Annotated in this window: 11 protein-coding genes and 1 pseudogene; 8 read left to right on the top strand and 4 right to left on the bottom strand. The window is 60.3% G+C overall.

Going from position 1 to position 16568, the window contains the following annotated elements; genetic code table 11:
- Positions 1–214, top strand: a pseudogene (locus PQR02_RS37315) (hypothetical protein); the annotation flags it as partial.
- On the opposite strand, the gene istB reads toward PQR02_RS37315, so the two are convergent.
- Both istB and istA read right to left on the bottom strand, forming a co-directional pair.
- Entirely contained in the window at positions 207–1043 is an 837-nt protein-coding gene (gene istB, locus PQR02_RS37310) for an IS21-like element helper ATPase IstB (protein WP_408242865.1), read from the bottom strand. The pseudogene PQR02_RS37315 and the gene istB sit on opposite strands and share 8 nt — an antisense overlap.
- Positions 1040–2107 carry an IS21 family transposase gene (istA, locus tag PQR02_RS37305; protein ID WP_459252064.1) on the bottom strand — a complete coding sequence of 356 codons (1068 nt, stop codon included), beginning with the start codon at positions 2105–2107 and terminating at the stop codon, positions 1040–1042. The genes istB and istA overlap by 4 nt, the downstream gene beginning before the upstream one ends.
- A 359-nt stretch (positions 2108–2466) precedes the next feature.
- Between istA and PQR02_RS37300 the strand changes: the two genes are divergently transcribed.
- The 3 genes from PQR02_RS37300 to PQR02_RS37290 all read left to right on the top strand — a co-directional run bounded on the left by PQR02_RS37300 (position 2467) and on the right by PQR02_RS37290 (position 7154).
- Positions 2467–2853 carry an SAM domain-containing protein gene (locus PQR02_RS37300; RefSeq protein WP_408242863.1) on the top strand — a complete coding sequence of 129 codons (387 nt, stop codon included), beginning with the start codon at positions 2467–2469 and terminating at the stop codon, positions 2851–2853.
- Between the two features lie 823 nt (positions 2854–3676).
- Complete coding sequence (locus PQR02_RS37295; RefSeq protein ID WP_408242862.1) at positions 3677–6826, top strand: AAA family ATPase; 3150 nt, start codon at positions 3677–3679, stop codon at positions 6824–6826.
- A gap of 70 nt (positions 6827–6896) precedes the next feature.
- Positions 6897–7154: a DUF4242 domain-containing protein gene (locus PQR02_RS37290; RefSeq protein ID WP_408242861.1), complete on the top strand. Its 258-nt coding sequence runs from the start codon at positions 6897–6899 to the stop codon at positions 7152–7154.
- A 561-nt stretch (positions 7155–7715) separates the two neighbouring features.
- Here the strand turns inward: PQR02_RS37290 and PQR02_RS37285 are convergent.
- Together PQR02_RS37285 and PQR02_RS37280 are read right to left on the bottom strand one after the other, a co-directional pair.
- Entirely contained in the window at positions 7716–8702 is a 987-nt protein-coding gene (locus PQR02_RS37285) for an SWIM zinc finger family protein (protein ID WP_408242860.1), read from the bottom strand.
- Positions 8703–8720: 18 nt separating this feature from the next.
- Positions 8721–11399, bottom strand: coding sequence for a DEAD/DEAH box helicase (locus PQR02_RS37280; protein ID WP_408242859.1), 2679 nt, complete (start codon positions 11397–11399; stop codon positions 8721–8723).
- A 596-nt stretch (positions 11400–11995) separates the two neighbouring features.
- On the opposite strand from PQR02_RS37280, the gene PQR02_RS37275 reads away from it, so the two are divergent.
- From PQR02_RS37275 to PQR02_RS37260, 4 genes are all read left to right on the top strand, one after another.
- Positions 11996–13009 carry an IS110 family RNA-guided transposase gene (locus PQR02_RS37275; RefSeq protein WP_408515934.1) on the top strand — a complete coding sequence of 338 codons (1014 nt, stop codon included), beginning with the start codon at positions 11996–11998 and terminating at the stop codon, positions 13007–13009.
- Positions 13010–14444: 1435 nt separating this feature from the next.
- Positions 14445–14924: a cyanophycin synthetase family protein gene (locus PQR02_RS37270; protein WP_408242857.1), complete on the top strand. Its 480-nt coding sequence runs from the start codon at positions 14445–14447 to the stop codon at positions 14922–14924.
- Between the two features lie 119 nt (positions 14925–15043).
- On the top strand, positions 15044–15328 hold the full coding sequence (locus tag PQR02_RS37265) for a hypothetical protein (RefSeq protein WP_175153784.1): 285 nt from the start codon (positions 15044–15046) through the stop codon (positions 15326–15328).
- Between the two features lie 786 nt (positions 15329–16114).
- Positions 16115–16568 (top strand): cyanophycin synthetase family protein (locus PQR02_RS37260; protein WP_408242856.1); only part of this gene is annotated, 454 nt, incomplete at its 3' end.

The raw sequence follows: 16568 nt of genomic DNA, 5'->3' as shown, positions 1-16568 counted from the left end.
CGGCGCACAGATCGAAATTGCCACACATATCGACGCCCTCGTTGCACGCAAACGCGAGGCCCGTCACCATCGCGGCCTCGACCATCTGGCCCAGGCGGCACCGGCCAGCCAGACGCTGATGCTGCGCGCTGTCAAACGCAATCTCAAGTTGATACAGCTTGGGACGCAAACGCAATTTAAATTTGATACACCTGCGCATACGGTCATTAGCTGAGTGCTGCCTCCTTCGAATTGCGTTTGCGTTTGACGTCGTCCGCTTCGTTTAGGTGCGGCGGTGGGATGCGGTTAATCATGCCGGCCTGACGTTTTTCCTTCAGCCTGTACGAGTCGCCGGAGATCGGCACGACGTGTGCGTGATGAAGCAGCCGGTCGAGGAGCGCCGCCGTGAGCGTTGCATCGTCAGCGAAGGTCTGGTCCCACTGGCCGAACGGAAGATTGCTGGTCAGGATGAGACTGCCGGTTTCGTACCGTTTGGCGACCACCTGGAAGAGCAGGTTCGCCTGCTCCCGGTCCATGGGCAGATACCCCATCTCGTCAATGATCAGCAGCCTGTAGGGCTTCGTGATCCGCTTGATGGTTTCCTCCAGCTGGTTGCGGCGCAACGCTGTCGTCAATTGCATCAGCAGATCGGCGGCAGTGATGAAGCGGGTGCGAAACCCGGCCTGCGTTGCACGATATCCAAGCGCGACAGCAAGATGGGTTTTACCAACGCCACTGGGTCCGAGGAGCACGACGTTCTCGGCACGCTCCACAAATGCAAGGCTGCCGAGTTCGAGAACCAGTGCTTTCGGTACGCCGAGCGCGAATTCGAAGTCGAACTCATCAAGCGTCTTGATTGCCGGGAAGCCAGCCAGACGCGTCAGCATCCGGCGCATTCGCTCCGCGCGTGCCATCGCTTCATCCTTCAAGGCCTGTTCGAGTAAGTCGAGATAGCCGAGCTCGCGCTTCGCGGCCATCTGGCCGAGGTGCGCAATCTGTGTGGGCAAGTGCAGCAGGTTGAGCTGCTTGCACAACACAGTCAGTCGTTCGAGCTGTGGCGTCATGCGCTTACCTCCTGTGCGCGGCTGAACGCGTCGTAGACCGACAAGGGGTGCTGCAACGGCTTGTTCCACTCGGAGGTCGCGTACCGTGATGCTGGTTTCGGCTGCTGGTGTGGCGTCGCGCCCGTTCTAACTGATCGTCCCACGTATGGTGCCGGCAGTGGCAGAAGATGCGGCCGCTCCTCGAGCAACACCTCGGCCGGAACCCGTTTGGTCGTGCCGTGCACACGGACGTTGGCGACGTCGCGCAACCACAGCCTGACGCGCTCATTGCACAGGCCGCAGTCGGCTGTGAACCCTGCCTGTTTGAGCATTGAAACCAACGGGACCCAGAAGCTGTAGCGCAGATATCCGTTCATACGCTCGACCTTGCCCTTCGTCTTCGCGCGGTATGGCTTGCATACGCGAGGCACGAACCCATGGTGTTTGGCGAAGTCAGCGAACCCCGGATGATATCGGTGCTGCTTCTTGCCATAGGCATCGCGTTTCAGAATCACCGTCTTCATGTTGTCGTACACGATCTCTCTGGCGACGCCGCCAAATGCCTCGAATGCCCGCACGTGGCAAGCCAGCAGCGTTTCGATACGCATGTCGGTGACAAACTCCGCGTAGCTGACGCGGCTGTAGCCCAACGTCGCAACGAACGCCGCGAGCATGCCGAGTTTGTGCCCCGGCTTACGAAACTCAATCCAGTCCATCTGCATTTGATGTCCCGGCTCTGTTTCGAATCTGACCACCGGGTCGGGACGTGCAGCGGGTCGAAGCTTCTGCAGATACTCCTGCACCCGACGTAAGCCGCCCGTGTATCCGCGCTCCTCAATCTCCCGCTTGAGCACCGTCGCCGGAATCCAGTCCGGCTTCGCTGCTTCGACACGGCCCTGCAGGTAGGCCTTGAAGGGCGCAAGCTTGCCGACGACTGGCTGACGGGCCTTACGCTGCGGCGGACCCGATTCCAGATACTTCCTGACTGTGTTGACTGCCATGCCGGTCTCGACCGCGATGTCCCGGAGGCTGTTTCCCTGGCGACGCAGAATCTCGATTTCCATGTACTCCTCGTAGCTGATCACGGGCCGCCCAAAATGAGCAACCCTACAACGAGGTGTATCAATTCCTAACTGCGTTGCTGTATCAATTTACAACTGCGCGCGACATGCAAGAAATGCGATCGAAGATTGCACACTGTGTACAAGTGCCCTGGACAAGTTGCGCCACCGCGCGGATCATAGTCGTGGACGAGGGGGGTATAGGCGACGAGAGGCGAGTCGAATGCTGACTGTGGAAGCAGTGCTCGAGCAACTTGCCGCGCGAGGGTGCCCTAGCGCACTGGGCCGTCCAGCACCGCGAGCCCTGGCGGGCACAGAACCGCGATGGAGTAGATCGAGGCGACACGCCCTGGTGGTGCGGTGGTTTGACAAGAGATCACGCGATGGCCGACGATCTGACGAGATGGCTGGTGCAGGTCGGGCTCGGTGGGCACGCCGCGACGTTCGCCTCGCAAGGGATCGACTGGGATGTGCTTGGCGAGCTCTCGGAACAGGACTTAAAAGAGCTTGGTCTGCCTCTGGGCGACCGGAAGCGGCTGCTCAAAGCGCTTGCGGCGCTGACCGACGCACGGACTCCATCGCGCGAACCCGAATTAGAGCGGCAGGAACAGCCTGCGTCGTCTGCGGCCGGAGCCCTTGAGGCCTCTTTCACCAAGCCTGCGCAAGCGCGATCGAAGCGCATGAGGGTCATATTGCGCAGTATATTGGTGACGGACTACTCGTCTATTTCGGCTACCCTCATGCGCATGGTGCGATGTGATGTCACGTAAGTGATTGTTTCATCTGGCGTGGTCAGCCAGAGAGGAAACCGGCTGTTCCGTCAGCCGTAACCTACCGGTGCATGCGGGATTGGCAACGATGTCGTGTGAAGCCACCGGGACAATGTAACCCGCTCATTGAGCGGCGGCGGTCTCGTGAGAGATGGTCGTTTTCTGCCAGCGCCAAGGCGGATAGGGTGCTAGGTTGGGCAGTATGGTTAGCGAATGCGAACTGCTGATAAACGTCGTGATGAGTAACAAGCCAAAGGCGCTGTCAGGCTTGAGCCAAAAGGCATGCAGTCGGTTGTCTCAATCATGCGTTGGGACACACGGACCAAACGACTGCCGGCGAAAAGGCAGAACCTAACCTGCTCTTGTCCCTTACGTGGAACACAGTAAGCCCGACTGTCCGCCAACGCCGCAGTTCATTGCGGTACGTGGCAGGTAACCCGCAAGGGAAGCTGTTGGGCAAGCGGGTATGAGAAGGCGGAGAAAGCGAATGGCGGTCTGTAACGGGCCGTCTAGGGGTTCAGAATTTGCCCCGACCTGAAAGGGTGCAGACTTCCGCCTGGTGTGGCTGTCGCAAGCCAGTATCGGAGACTCGACGAGGAGAAGCTTGAGAGAGGCCGGTAGTACTACGGCTCAGCGCTCTTCGCCCCAGCAATGGGGCGAGTCAACGGTACGACGCGTGCGAAGGACGTGCGCATTTCGGCACGCCCGGCGTCAGCGCGACGCTTTATGCCGTGCTCGAGCCGTGTGCGGTGAAAGTCGCATGCCCGGTTCTTCGGGGGCCGCGTTTCCGAGAGGAAGCGCGGCTACCCAATAAGACGATGCCGTGCGCGCGGTACTCGCTGGCCTCGCCGTCGTCTCGGCTCTTCGTCAGGCTAATGATCATATAGAAGCCGAGGACGGCGTGCGTCTGAAGTTGCGTGTCGGGATCGAGACCGGTCTGGTCGTCGCCGGCGAGATCGGCGCCGGATCCTCGCTGGATCGCCAGGCAGTCGTCGGGGAGACCCCCATCGTCGCTGCAAGGCTGCAATCTCTGGCTCCGCCCGACGCGATCGTCGTCGGCCCGGCCACCGAGCGGTTGATCCAGGGATCGTTTTTGCTTGAAAACCTCGGCAGGCGCGAGTTGAAGGGTATCTCCGGTCCTGTCCAGATCCATCGCGTGCTGGCGCAGACAGACGCTGTAGACCGCTTCGAAATCAGGGCGGCCCACGGGATGACGCCGCTCATCGGCCGGACGGCCGAGCTCGACATGCTTCGGCAGCGCTGGGCGCATTGCTCCGACAGCGAAATGCGCTGCGTGCTGCTGACTGGCGAGCCGGGGATCGGAAAATCTCGCCTGCTGCGGGCTTTCCGCGACAGCATCAGTGCGGACGCGCATGAGGTCGTTTCGTTGCACTGTTCCCCGTACTATCGCGACAGCCCGTTCTGGCCGGTGATACAACGACTGCAACGCGCCTTTGACCTGGATCCCAAGGAGCTCATCGCTTCCGATGTCGAACGGCTGGAGGCCGGCCTTGCGACGCTCGGTGTCGACATCGAGGAGACGATCCCCGTGCTCACGACCTTGCTCGGAATTCCGACGGCCGAACGGTATCCGGCGATCGACGCTTCCTCCCCTTCCTTCAAACGGCGAACCCTGGATGTTCTCGTCGCCATGATCCAAAGGAAGACGCACCTTCAGCCGGTTCTCGTAGTCGTCGAAGACGTGCATTGGATCGATCCGTCGTCGCTGGAGTTCCTGCGGCTGATGCTGGAGCAACTGGTGGCGGCCCGGCTGCTGGTGCTGCTCACGGCGCGGCCCGAGTTCAAGCCGGGATGGACCTACCCCCATTTCGTGCAGCTCAATCTCGATCGGCTCTCGCGACGGGACTGCATCGCAATGATCGAGCGGCTGACCGGCAGCAAGCCGCTTCCACGCCTGGTGCTGGATCAGATCGTCGCAAAGACGGACGGCGTGCCGCTCTTCGTTGAGGAGCTGACGAAAACAGTGCTCCAAAGCGACCTGTTGCACGATACCGGCAGAAGCTACGAATTAAAAGGGGCGCCGCAGGCGATTGCGATTCCGGACACGCTGCAGGGCTCGCTGCTGTCGCGGCTCGATCGACTGGAGCCGGGTGTGAAGGAGACCGCCCAGGTTGCGGCGACAGTCGGACGGGAATTCGGCCGGAGGCTCCTCGCCCTGATCACCTCCAAGCCCGAAAACGAACTGCAGGAAACGCTCGATCGCCTGACTGCGGCAGAGGTCATTCTGCCGGCTCCAGGTGCGCCAGAGGATGGGGGCGCATATCTGTTCCGTCATGCGCTGATCCAGGAAATCGCATACCAATCCCTGTTGCTCGCGCGGCGCCGCCAGTACCATGGCCTGATTGCCGCTGCTCTCGAGCAACATTACCCCGAAATAGTCGAGCGGCAGCCGGAATTGATCGCTCAGAATCTCGCTGCCGCCGACCTGCCCGATCGCGCGCTCAGCTATTGGCAGCGTGCGGGCGAACGGGCGCTTGCGCGCGCAGCCTACGAAGAGGCCATCGCCGATGCGCAGCGCGGGCTTCAACTGGCAGAAGGTCTCTTGCTCGGCGAGCACGATCGGGCTATCCGTACGTTGCCTCTGCTTCTGATACGAGGCGGAGCGGAGCACAGACTGGGTCGCCGGGATGCGAGTGAAACCTTTCTGCAGGCCGCCCAGATTGCTCGGGTAGAGAAGCTATCGTCGTATTTCGCGCAGGCGGCGTTGGCGTACGACAACACGGAGATGTTTCTCGGAGGGTCCGGAGAGGCATCGATTGCCTTGCTGGAAGAGGCGCTCGCTTCGACCGGCACCGAGGAAACCGTTGAGCGTTCTCGCCTGTTGAGCCGACTGGTCCGCACCCTTCACATGACCGGTGCATTCCGACGAGGAGGCGAAATGGCTCGCCAGTCTGTCGCACTCGCGAGACGCCTGGAAGATCGACAAAGCCTGTTCGACGTCTTGTTGTGCGAGGTGATGCATGTCGGCGCCCGCCATTTGCCGGCGGCAAAATTCCCGGAGCGTCGAAGCGTGCTGGAGGAACTCCGCCAGATCGCCGAGGATCTCGGTGATGACGATTCCATTAGTCAGGCTTGCGCTCGAAGCCTCACCGGCTACCTCGAGATCGGAGACGTTCAAGGCTTCGAGAACGCCCTGGAAAGGTGGCAGGAAATTGCCACGAGTGGGCAACAATTCGTGGACAAGTGGTGTGTGACCTGTACACGGGCGATGCAGGCCATCCTCGCCGGTGACTTCGCGCTGGCGGAGCGCAAGGCGGAAGAATCGTTAGCGCTGGCGGAGAGCGTCGACGCGAAATTCGCGGCGGGCGTCTACGGCATGCAGATGTTCACGATACGCCGCGAACAAGGCCGGCTCGCTGAGGTCGCGCCGCTGCTCAAGCGGTTTGTCGACGAGCATCCCCAGGACGCGACCTGGCGGCCTGGCCTGATGCTGGTCGCAAGCGATCTCGGCTTCGAGGCGCAAGCCCGCCGCAATCTCGATGGGCTGGCGGAATCCGAATCGTGCATTCCCATGGACAGCAGGCGGCTCGTTACGTTGACTTACCTTGCGGAAGTCGCTGCCCGGCTGCGCGAAATCGGGCACGCCGAGCGCGTCTACGCGTTTCTTCTGCCTTTCCGGGATCAGGTCGTAACCGTTCCTGTCTTCACCCTGTGCTGCGGATCGGCGGCACGGTACCTCGGCATGCTCGCCGGCGCCCTTGGCGATTGGTCTGCTGCCGAAGAGCATTTCGAATACGCATTGCGTATGGATGAGCGCTTGCGGGCGTGGCCATGGTTGGCGCATAGTCGGCACGAATTCGCTGTCATGCTGTCGGCACGCAATCGCAAGGGTGACCGCGCATGGGCGGCAGACCTGCTCGCCACCGCGGCTGCGACGGCTAGAGAATTAAAGATGTTTGCGCTTCTGGAGCGTATCGGCGGCGCCGCGAGCAACTCGGGCCCTGGGAATTAGCACTGGGGTATTACAACTGATAGTGCACAGCCGAAAGTCCGGCAAGCAGGCACGACTACCGGAGAACACCATGCCACGTTTCCTGATTGAACGAAACTTCGCCGAGCAGATCGAGCTTACTGGCGACTCCGCACGACTGCTCAAACAGATTAACGACGAAGAAGGCGTTAAATGGCTTTTCTCCTTTCTCAGCGCAGACAAGAAGAAAACCTATTGCCTGTACGAGGCACCCGACGGCGAAGCGATCCGCGCTGCCGCACGTCGTATGAATATGCCGGCCGATGTGATCGTCGAAATCAGTGATTTGCGGCCGGAAATGTTTAACTAACGGCGGCAACCTGTCCGCGCACCCGTAGATGTTTGGGACGCTTCAGGAAACGGACAATTGAGCCACCGGATCAGCGACTTTGGCGGAGCCCCAGACTGCAGTCTCGCGAAGGTTCGCTTTGTCCGCGCAGTTGCCGGCCGACACGGCTGCAGAAAGGACCGTTGCACCGTGGAGAGCTACCGTTGAGGTCGCGTCGGGTAGAAGCGTAGAAGTGGGTCGAAGCGAGCCGACCGTATCAGGCAGCTACCGGCCATCTACAGTCGTTCGATCGAGCTCTCAGATGGACATTCGAGCGTCGGCTCCGCCCAGACAACGGACCTTCCCCCGACGGTCATGCTCGTCAAGTGATCGGCCATTACGGCCGTTCACAATGTTCACGAAGCGGTCGTTCAAGTATTGAAAATACCGTCAATCTGGTCTGTGAAATCCTGAACCGGATACGTCCGCTGACGCTCAACATGATCGGGAGACTTCACCAGACGCCGGGGTTTCCCGATGAAAAGAATTTCATTCATCGACGTCAATCGCCTCCCGCGTAGCCATGCGGGATGAAATCGGAGTTTAGCGGGACTTACCTTTCACCGGTCGAGCACTGGCGCGCTTCCTTGTTGCAGGCTCTTTCGGCGTTGCAGGCGAGTTCGCCACGTTTACTTTACCGGCAACAACGTTGCCAGATATTGATTTGCGTGGCCCAGCAGATGGCTTGACTGGCAACTTCTTTGTTACCGATTTATTGTCCGCGACAGTCTTCGCGGTCGCAGGTGGCTTCCGGGTTGTCGAGACAGCCGACTTGGCCGCCTTGTTACGTCCGGCAGCAGGCTTCGCCGGTGGGTAAGCTTCGGCCATCTCGATGCCAAACACATCGGCCACCAACGCGTCGTCGAGCACCTTGCCGCTAGCGGGGCGTATTCTCGATTTAGGCAGGCCGGCACCGACCTGACTGACGAGTTCATTGGCATCGACCCGGCGCAAGGCGAAGAGGAATTCTGGCTGCTGGTCAAGCCGCGCGCCGACGCCGTAGAGCACGGCAGCAACGTGCTTGCACATCGACGCCCAGTCCGGGCAACTGCAATTGAACGTGATTTCCTTCGGCGCCGGGAAAAGACCAGTGCCAGGTTTGCAGATGCGCTCCATCACGGCTGTCGAGAGCTTGCCCTGCAAGAGTTCAACGATCGAATCGATCGACCCCGCGCAATCGGCTCCGATCGCTCGCCATTGCTTTGCAGGACATGCCGTCACGGTCACGGCGACCGTGTAGAGGCTCGAACCCATTACCTGCGCGCGGACTTCGCCTGCCGTAATCTGAAGGTCGATCACGGAGCCGTTGCGCACATAGGTACGGCCGCGCGGCAGACGGTTGGAATAGTCGCTGTAGCCTTCCAGATTGTCGCACCAGGCCTTGCCCCAGAACGTCTTGGCGATGGCGCCGCGATACGACGCGATTGGCGACAGGATCGCACCAGCCTTCTTCGCCTTGGCGGCGGCCAGTTCAGCCTTTTTCCTGCGGTCGGCGACCGAAACATAAGGCTTCCATCCCCCGTAACCCATTGCGCTTCCTCTTGACGATCAGTTTTCTTGGGCGGCATGAACGTCGAGCTTCACGAGATCGAGCAATTCGCGATCGCTCATCTCGGTGAGCAGGAGTTCCGCGCCGTCCTCCAGCACATCCTTCACCAGTTGCTGCTTCGCTTCGATCAACTGGTCGATACGGTCCTCGATCGTTCCACGGCAAATAAACTTATGCACCAGGACATTCCTCTGCTGGCCGATACGAAACGCACGGTCAGTCGCCTGATTTTCCACGGCCGGGTTCCACCAGCGGTCGTAGTGGATCACATGGGAAGCGGCGGTGAGATTCAACCCCGCCCCACCTGCCTTTAGCGAGAGCACGAAGAAGGGTGTCAGCTCATCTTCCTGGAATCGCTTGACCAGTTCGCGGCGCCTGGCTACCGGGGTGCCGCCATGGAGCACCAGACCTTCGCGGCCAAAAATTGAACCCAGAAATGCCGCCAGCGGCTCAGTGGCCTCGCGGAACTGGGTGAATACCAGCACCTTTTCCTGCTTGGCGGCAACGACTTCGACCAGTTGCCGCAGGCGGGCGAACTTGCCGCTGTCTTCCGCCTTCCACGCCGCGTCGCCCAACCACTGCGACGGATGGTTGCATATCTGTTTGAAGCGCATGAGGAAGCTCAGCACGACACCCTTACGACCGATTCCTTCAGCGTCTTCAAGCGCGGCGGCCAAATCTTTTACCGCGCGCTGATAAAGCGCCGCCTGGGTCGGGCTCAGGTGGCACCAGGCCTTGAGCTCGGTCTTGTCCGGAAGATCGTCGATGACCCGCTTATCGGTTTTCAGGCGGCGCAGGATGTAGGGCCGTACGAGCGTGCGCAGCGGGCCGAAATGCTCGGCCTTCGCCAGCCGCTTGGTAAAGTTCGCGAAGACTTTATCCGAGCCCAGCAAACCGGGGTGGGTGAAATCGAAAATGGACCACAGATCGGACAGTCGGTTTTCCACGGGGGTTCCGGTCAGCGCGATTCGCGATTGCGCATGGAGCTGCTTGACCTGTCGCGTTTGCTTGGCGCTCGGATTCTTGATCGCCTGCGCTTCATCGACGATGGCAACGCGCCATTGGATGGTCCCCAGTACGGGCTGGCGAAGAAGCGAGCCAAAGCTGGTGACGACGAGATCGATGTCCGCAAGCCGCGCGGCGTCCAGCGCACGCAAATCGGCCGCCGGCATGACCGACGGATGGGCGATCAGCAGACGCAAGCCGGGGGCGAAGCGCTCGGCCTCTGCCGCCCAGTTCGCCAGCAGCGATGCGGGGGCGACCAGCAGGCTGGGTCGCGCCTCGGCGCTTTCGCGCTTCAGCACGAGCAGCAGCGAGAGTACCTGCATGGTCTTGCCCAGGCCCATATCGTCCGCCAGGCAAGCGCCCAGTCCGAGCCGGGTGAGCAGGTACAACCACCGCACGCCGGCCTGTTGGTAGGGCCGCAGACTGGCCTTGAGTTCCGGTCCTGGGCTTATCTTCGCCAACCCCTCCGGCTGACGCAACTCCTGCAAGATGTCGGCCAGCCAAGTCCCTGCAACAAGCTGCGACCAGTCGCGGTCGGCGGGGTCGCCGCTATCGTCGAGCGAAACACCCGCCAGAAGGCGTAGGGCCTCATTAAATGGCAGACCGGTTTTCGCCGCCTGTTCCATCGCCTCGAATCGCTTCAGGAGGCGACTGAGCTTTTTGTTGTCCACCTCGACCCAGCGACCACGGATGAGTTGCAGGCCGTCAGCGCCTTTGAGCAGATCCCTGACCTCAGCGGCGCTGAGACACTCGCCGTCGAGGGACACCTCCATGCTGAAGTCGAGCAACGCCTCCTTGCCCAGCAGCGAAGGCGGCCGTGCGCCGACGCTGGCTTTCACAACGGGACGAGCGGGACGGCCCGACTGCCAGACGCCTGGCGTGCGAACGACAATGCCCGCGGTTTCAAGTTTGGGCAGGTCAGTGAGAAAGCGGTGGGCATCAAGCGGCGTCCAGCGAAGCGGATGGTATATCTCGCCGGTATCCACCATTTCGCGAAGCCAATTGCAGTGTTCGGCGGCGCGCTGCACCGGCAGTAGCAGCGACAGGAGCTGCGCCTTGCTCCTCGCCCCCGAAAATTCCGCCAGGGCTTGAGACAGTGGCTGGTGTTGTGCTTTGCCGTGGGCGGACAGGCGCGAAGTGTAAGTCGCTAGGAAAGCGAACGGTGACTCCGGGTCCTTGCGGTTCTCAGCGAGGTTGAAATGTACGCGGCCGACTAGATTCCATGCCGGGTGACGCGACCTGAGGAAATCCTGAAGCGAGACTTTTGCGGTCGCCAGTTCCTGGTGCAAGGCGGTATTGATCTCGCCCCACAGCGTGGCCAGCACATCTGGAGTTAGATACTCCCCGCCCGTCATCGGCGGCGCGTCGGCAATCAAGGCATCAAAATCCCTGGCAGCAGGCGTGACGACCGCGATCTCGCCGCCTTCGGGCGTGGCGCACAACGCTGTGACATAGCGCGCGGCAAAATCACGCCACCAGGCCCATGCGGGCGGCAAAATGCGGCCGATTTCCGCCGTTCCCAGATGCAGCAGGCCATGCCCCGTGCCAAGCGCAAAAGAACTGCCTAGTCGCAGTCGTATTTCATCCGCCAATAATGGCTCGGCGTCTTCCGGCACCGCAAGCAGATGACCACCGGGCGTCAGGTGTGGCGCGAGAATGTCGGGAGCAGTCAAAAACGCCCGTCCTCATCGAGCTGTTGCAGCAAGCGCTGAAGCCGCCTGTTTTCACGGAAAGCGGCTTCGGAATCAACCAGCAGGGCCACCGGCCCAGCGCGAACTGGGCGAAGCTCCGTCTGCGTCTGGTCCGCTCGAATTGTCGGGTGGACCAGGCGTTCGGGGTATGCCTGGCCAATGCGTTGCTCATGTCTTGTGGACTGTCTTTTCATGTGCAGTAGGACAACCTGATTGCTACGTATCAACTCACAGAAGTTCGCCCCCGGCTCTGCCGCCGGCTGACCAACCTTCAACCTTCACGGTGGTCCCCGTGAATTTCCGAATTCTGCCAAGAGAAATAGGACTCACAATGAAAGGGTACCAAAACCTGAGTCATACGAGATGGGATGCCGATGGCGGCTCCCGCCCGCGCGGCGAATATCAGTTGGGGCGTTTGTTACGAACGACGAAATGGCAGAGTGTCTCATTGGACCGACCTTCGGATGTTCGACGCTGCTCCTTTGAATGATGATCATGTAGCCGGCCTCCTCGCCGCGGTTATGCGACGAGGGTTAAAGTCAGTTTGCGAAACGCACTTTGACCCTGCGGAGACCGACATGAACTATTGTGGCATAGACCTGCATTCGAACAACTGCGTGGTGATCGTCAGCGACGAGAACGACCGGATCGTGTACCAGAAACGCCTGCCAAACGAGCTCGCGCAGATCGCGGCGGCGCTTGAGCCGTACCGGCACGAACTGGCGGGTGTGGTCGTCGAGAGCACGTACAACTGGTACTGGCTGGTGGATGGACTGATGGATTCAGGTTGCCGGGTACACCTGGCCCATCCCGCTGCCATCAGGAAATACGATGGACTTAAACACAGCGGAGATTTCGCCGATGCGACCTATCTGGCTCAGTTGCTGAGGCTCGGGTTGCTGCCCGAGGGCTATGTCTATCCGCGCGAGGACCGCGGCGCGCGCGACCTGGCACGCAAGCGCATGCAACTGGTGCGCTATCGCACAGCGCAGATCCTTTCGATCGAGGGCATCCTGATGCGGCAGACGGGGAGCAGAATAAATGGCGAGGCAGTTAAACGGCTGACGGCCGGCCAGGTCGACGAATTTGCTTTTACGCCCGATGTCGCGCTGGCCGTGGAGGCCAACCGCGCGGTCGGCCAGGCGCTGGGGCAGCAGATTGAGGCGCTGGAGAAGCGACTGAGGGAACGCGTGAGTCTGCGTGCCGAGTACCACCTGCTCAGGACGGTGCCGGGCATCGGCGACACGCTCGCGACCACCATCATGCTCGAGACCGGATCGATCAGCCGCTTTGCCCAGGTCGGCAACTTCAGTTCCTACTGTCGTTGTGTTGACAGCCTGAGGGAGAGTAACGGCAGGAAGAAGGGTGAAGGCAATACCAGGAACGGCAACAAGTATCTTGCGTGGGCGTTTATCGAGGCAGCGAACTTCGCGATGCGTTACTGCCCGCAGGCCAGAAGCTTTTACGACCGCAAGAAGAGCAGGACGAACCGCGTCCTGGCAATCAAGGCCCTGGCACACAAGCTTGCGCGGGCGTGCTACCACATGCTGCGAGACCAGAAGCCCTTCGATGTGCACCTGTGTTTCGGGTAACGGTTTGGCCAGGGGCGATGAGCCAGCGGAAGGGACTGGTGTGAAGCCACCCGAATGATTTGGACGCCGCCCCTGCGCCATCTGAACGGATGCAGAACGCTGAATCGCCCAGGCCGTGAGCCATCAGAGGACTGGCGTCGTTGTCATGGCGATAGCCACAGGGAATGCAAACACCCCCTGGACACGGCCTGGCACCAAAGTTTCTCTGGGGCGGCAACTGCCGCCAGGGCAATCGCGGAGCATTGCGACAGCTTGATCCCGACGGGTGTCTGGTGCGATTCGGTTCGCAACCAACGAGTGAGAAAACGGACGCGGTTAGCATTTGCACGAATGAAGGTGGCGCGTCGTAGTCGCTGTGAATTGACGCAACTGTTTGCGGCGTACTTCTTTGACTCTTGACTCCGGCCGGCTAATGGGCGTCCCTTCATGGCCGATGCTGTTGAAAAAGTCGCTGTGTGGCTTTTTCAATTCGTTCGCAAGAAAATCGACCTCTCAGATCAGCCTACAAACCGCTCGCGAACTTCGCGTAAGGGTGAGAAGACCACTGAAAACCGTGCGAGAGAGACGGTCAGCGACTCTTTCAACAGCATCGGCCGGCTACCGCCGCTCACCGACCGGAGCGAGTCGCTCCATTTCCGGCTCGCGTCTATGCTACAAACGCCCCTTGCTCGGCCCACGCAGCCATTACTTCCCGAACCCGCTTGTCGGGTGGACTGTCAAAGCGTAGAAACCTGGTACGCTTTGTGTACTTCGGTGACGCCGCTTACGTCATCGACCGAGACGGCACGAAGCCTGGTCATGCGCGCGGTGTAAGGTACAGGGGCGAATCTCCTGCCGGGAAGGCACGTTGTGGGATCTTGCCGAGCGTGGTGAGCATCACCTTTGATGCAAGGGGCAAAACCATAGGATTATCGTACCGAACGTTTCTGATCGCTCGTGACGACACCATCTGGCGGCCGTCAGGCACGAAGTTCGACCGGATGCTGCGAGATCCGGCAAGCCACTGTCTGCCCGTTTTTGCGGGGCAACGAGCGCGAATGGCCAGCGCTGCCGTTGTGCTGCCCCGCCGTCTATGGTCATCAGCGAGCGCCTGTAGACGACCCTGTTGCTCGACCGGTCGTCGAATGGACCCGGCCGAGATGGGGCGACAGGCGGTCAGATCTCGGCAGACCGAAGACCAGCCGGAAAATTACACAAGAGACGTTGCTTTATCTGGAATTGCCTCTATTTTTAAAGAGGCTGATCGGCCAGCGATTGTTCCGGGTGTTCATGGTGCTTGGAACGTCTCTCCGTGCGTTTTTGTTGCGACGCACACGAAGTCGCACGCACCTACTTGAAATCACTTTTGTCTAACGGATCATGACGCGGGCGTTAAGGTGTGGGTGACCCCGTCTAACGCATCCGCTACCGGCCCCCGGACCTGACGTGAGGCAGCATGTCCAGCCAGGTGCTCGAACTCATCGAGCGCGCGAGGTCAGGGCCACAGAGAAAAACGGGTGGTGCTGATCATCTCGGCAACGCGCGGTCACGGTGGAGTCGTTTCATCACGGTGCTGTGCATCCATCCTGGCCGAGTCCATTGCTGGCGCGAAAACGTAGGCGCGTCTAACCACGCCGGTGTTTGCGTGATGCTGATGCGGTACACCGTTGATCTCGGGGTCCTTGAAGAGTGGCAAACAGCGCGCCTCGGCCAAGGCTCCATCGATCGTCTTCCTGGCTATTTACCCGGCCTCCAGCAACACGGCTGCTCCTATCCAACCCCCGGCGGGTTTGTGCGAGACCTGCACCAAGGCGAAAAAACCTGTCTGAGCCATGTCATGGAGCACGTAGCCGCCAACCTCCCCACCGGCTCCGCTATCGATGTCACCGATAGCGTGCACCCGAGCGCGGCGTGCGGTTGGCGCGAGATCGAATGAGTTTTCGCCATGATGACGGCGACATGCCAGGCGGTCGCAAGCTGACCTGGTGACAGGGCTCCAGGGCGGGTGAAGCAAGAGGTCTATCCTTCATGGAGTTCAATACTTTGGAGAGCAAAATGGATGAGAAACAGAAATCTTTCCTTTATAACGATAACGACGCCACTCTTGATGCCTCATCGAAGCGGAGGATGGCCGTCGAAGTCGCCCTGGACTTGATACGTCAGGAAGCAATGAGCGGGTCTTCACGCAATTCCGTGGATTTCAATCTGAGACACCTCTCGGACTTTGCAGACTTCATTCAAGAGGCCTTGAGAGGTGGTGAGCAAGAAGTCTTGAGAGGCAAGGAGCGAGAGGCCTTGAGAGGCAGGGAGCGGGAAACGTCGAGAGGCCAGCAGCATTAGCGGACGGTGCGCCTGTGCATGGCAGGCGCAGCGCACACTATCGAGGAATGTGGTGGTCTATTTCCTCGGACAGGTCGATAGGAGGACAATCGCGAATCGAAGAGGAAAAAAAGCTAGATGACAAGAAGGTGCCGACTGACAATTTGGCGTCAGCTTCAAGCTGGAGGTGGTACAGATGGTGCGAGACCAGGGATTATCGGTGAGCGAGGTTTGCGGTCGATGGAGCTGGGTGAGACGGCCGTTCGGCGGTGGGTCTCGCCTACGATTCCACCCGGACGTTCGAACGTCGGCTCCGCCTAGCCAACGGACCTTCGCGCGCCGATCTTGTCCGTCGCGTCCTCGGCCAAAAGGCGACTCTGGTCGAGTCGCCCTGCGTGACCATTGTAGGTTTCAGAGTGGCCCTCAGCGGTACCGCCGTGCCGGAGCGTCCGCCTTCAACGTTTGTGATCGCCAACTCTCGACCGGGGGTGGGTCAAAACCCAAAATTTTCAGGCTTTTCCGATTTGTCCGCCTCGGCGCGGTGTCGAACGGGGTAAGCGCCTCGACACAAACGCATCGGAGCCGCCGACTCCAGCCGCGACGCCTTGTAGTGACAGACCAGAAAATCGATGGGCACAGGTTGCTATATTTGTAAATGTCTCTATTTTTTATAGATTGACTGCCTAGCAGCGTTGACGGCTCTGAGTATCACCAGTTGAGTGAAGTGCGCCCGATGCGTCTTCTTTTGCGTCTGCGCTCTTTGTCACTCGTGCATGACGCGATGTGATAGCTACAGGAGGTCATACGATGGAAGTCAAGTCGATCGTCGCGTATCAAGGCCCCAGCATTCACGCTCATTTCCCGGTCATCCGATACACCGTCGATCTGGGCGTGCTGGAGGAATGGCCAACCGGGCGGCTCGGCCAGCGATTCATAGACAGTTTGCTCGGTTATCTGCCGGGCCTCGCACAACATGGCTGCTCGTATCAGTCCCCCGGCGGACTCGTGCGGCGCATGACAGAAGGCGATGGCACGTGGCTCGGCCATGTCATGGAGCATGCAGCCATTGAACTGCAGAAGATGGCGGGTTCGGATGTCAGCTTCGGCAAGACGCGAGCTGCGGGCCCGCATGGCCACTACGATGTCATCTACGAATACCATGATGAAGCCGTCGGCCGGCGGGCCGGGAATCTGGCATTGGCGCTGATCGGGCAGCTCTTGCCTGCCGAGTTGAAACCGCAGACGGATACCGAGACGCAGC

This window comes from Paraburkholderia sediminicola (genome assembly GCF_046026895.1).
Taxonomy (GTDB): Bacteria; Pseudomonadota; Gammaproteobacteria; order Burkholderiales; family Burkholderiaceae; genus Paraburkholderia; species Paraburkholderia sediminicola_C.
This window is presented reverse-complemented; position numbering and strand designations above follow the sequence as displayed.

Bases quoted from the DNA above. Each gene is read 5' to 3' on its own strand.
- PQR02_RS37270 (WP_408242857.1), top strand. From the start codon at position 14,445: ATGTCCAGCCAGGTGCTCGAACTCATCGAGCGCGCGAGGTCAGGGCCA.
- PQR02_RS37275 (WP_408515934.1), top strand. From the start codon at position 11,996: ATGAACTATTGTGGCATAGACCTGCATTCGAACAACTGCGTGGTGATC.
- PQR02_RS37290 (WP_408242861.1), top strand. From the start codon at position 6,897: ATGCCACGTTTCCTGATTGAACGAAACTTCGCCGAGCAGATCGAGCTT.
- PQR02_RS37265 (WP_175153784.1), top strand. From the start codon at position 15,044: ATGGATGAGAAACAGAAATCTTTCCTTTATAACGATAACGACGCCACT.
- PQR02_RS37300 (WP_408242863.1), top strand. From the start codon at position 2,467: ATGGCCGACGATCTGACGAGATGGCTGGTGCAGGTCGGGCTCGGTGGG.
- PQR02_RS37285 (WP_408242860.1), bottom strand. From the start codon at position 8,702: ATGGGTTACGGGGGATGGAAGCCTTATGTTTCGGTCGCCGACCGCAGG.
- istB (WP_408242865.1), bottom strand. From the start codon at position 1,043: ATGACGCCACAGCTCGAACGACTGACTGTGTTGTGCAAGCAGCTCAAC.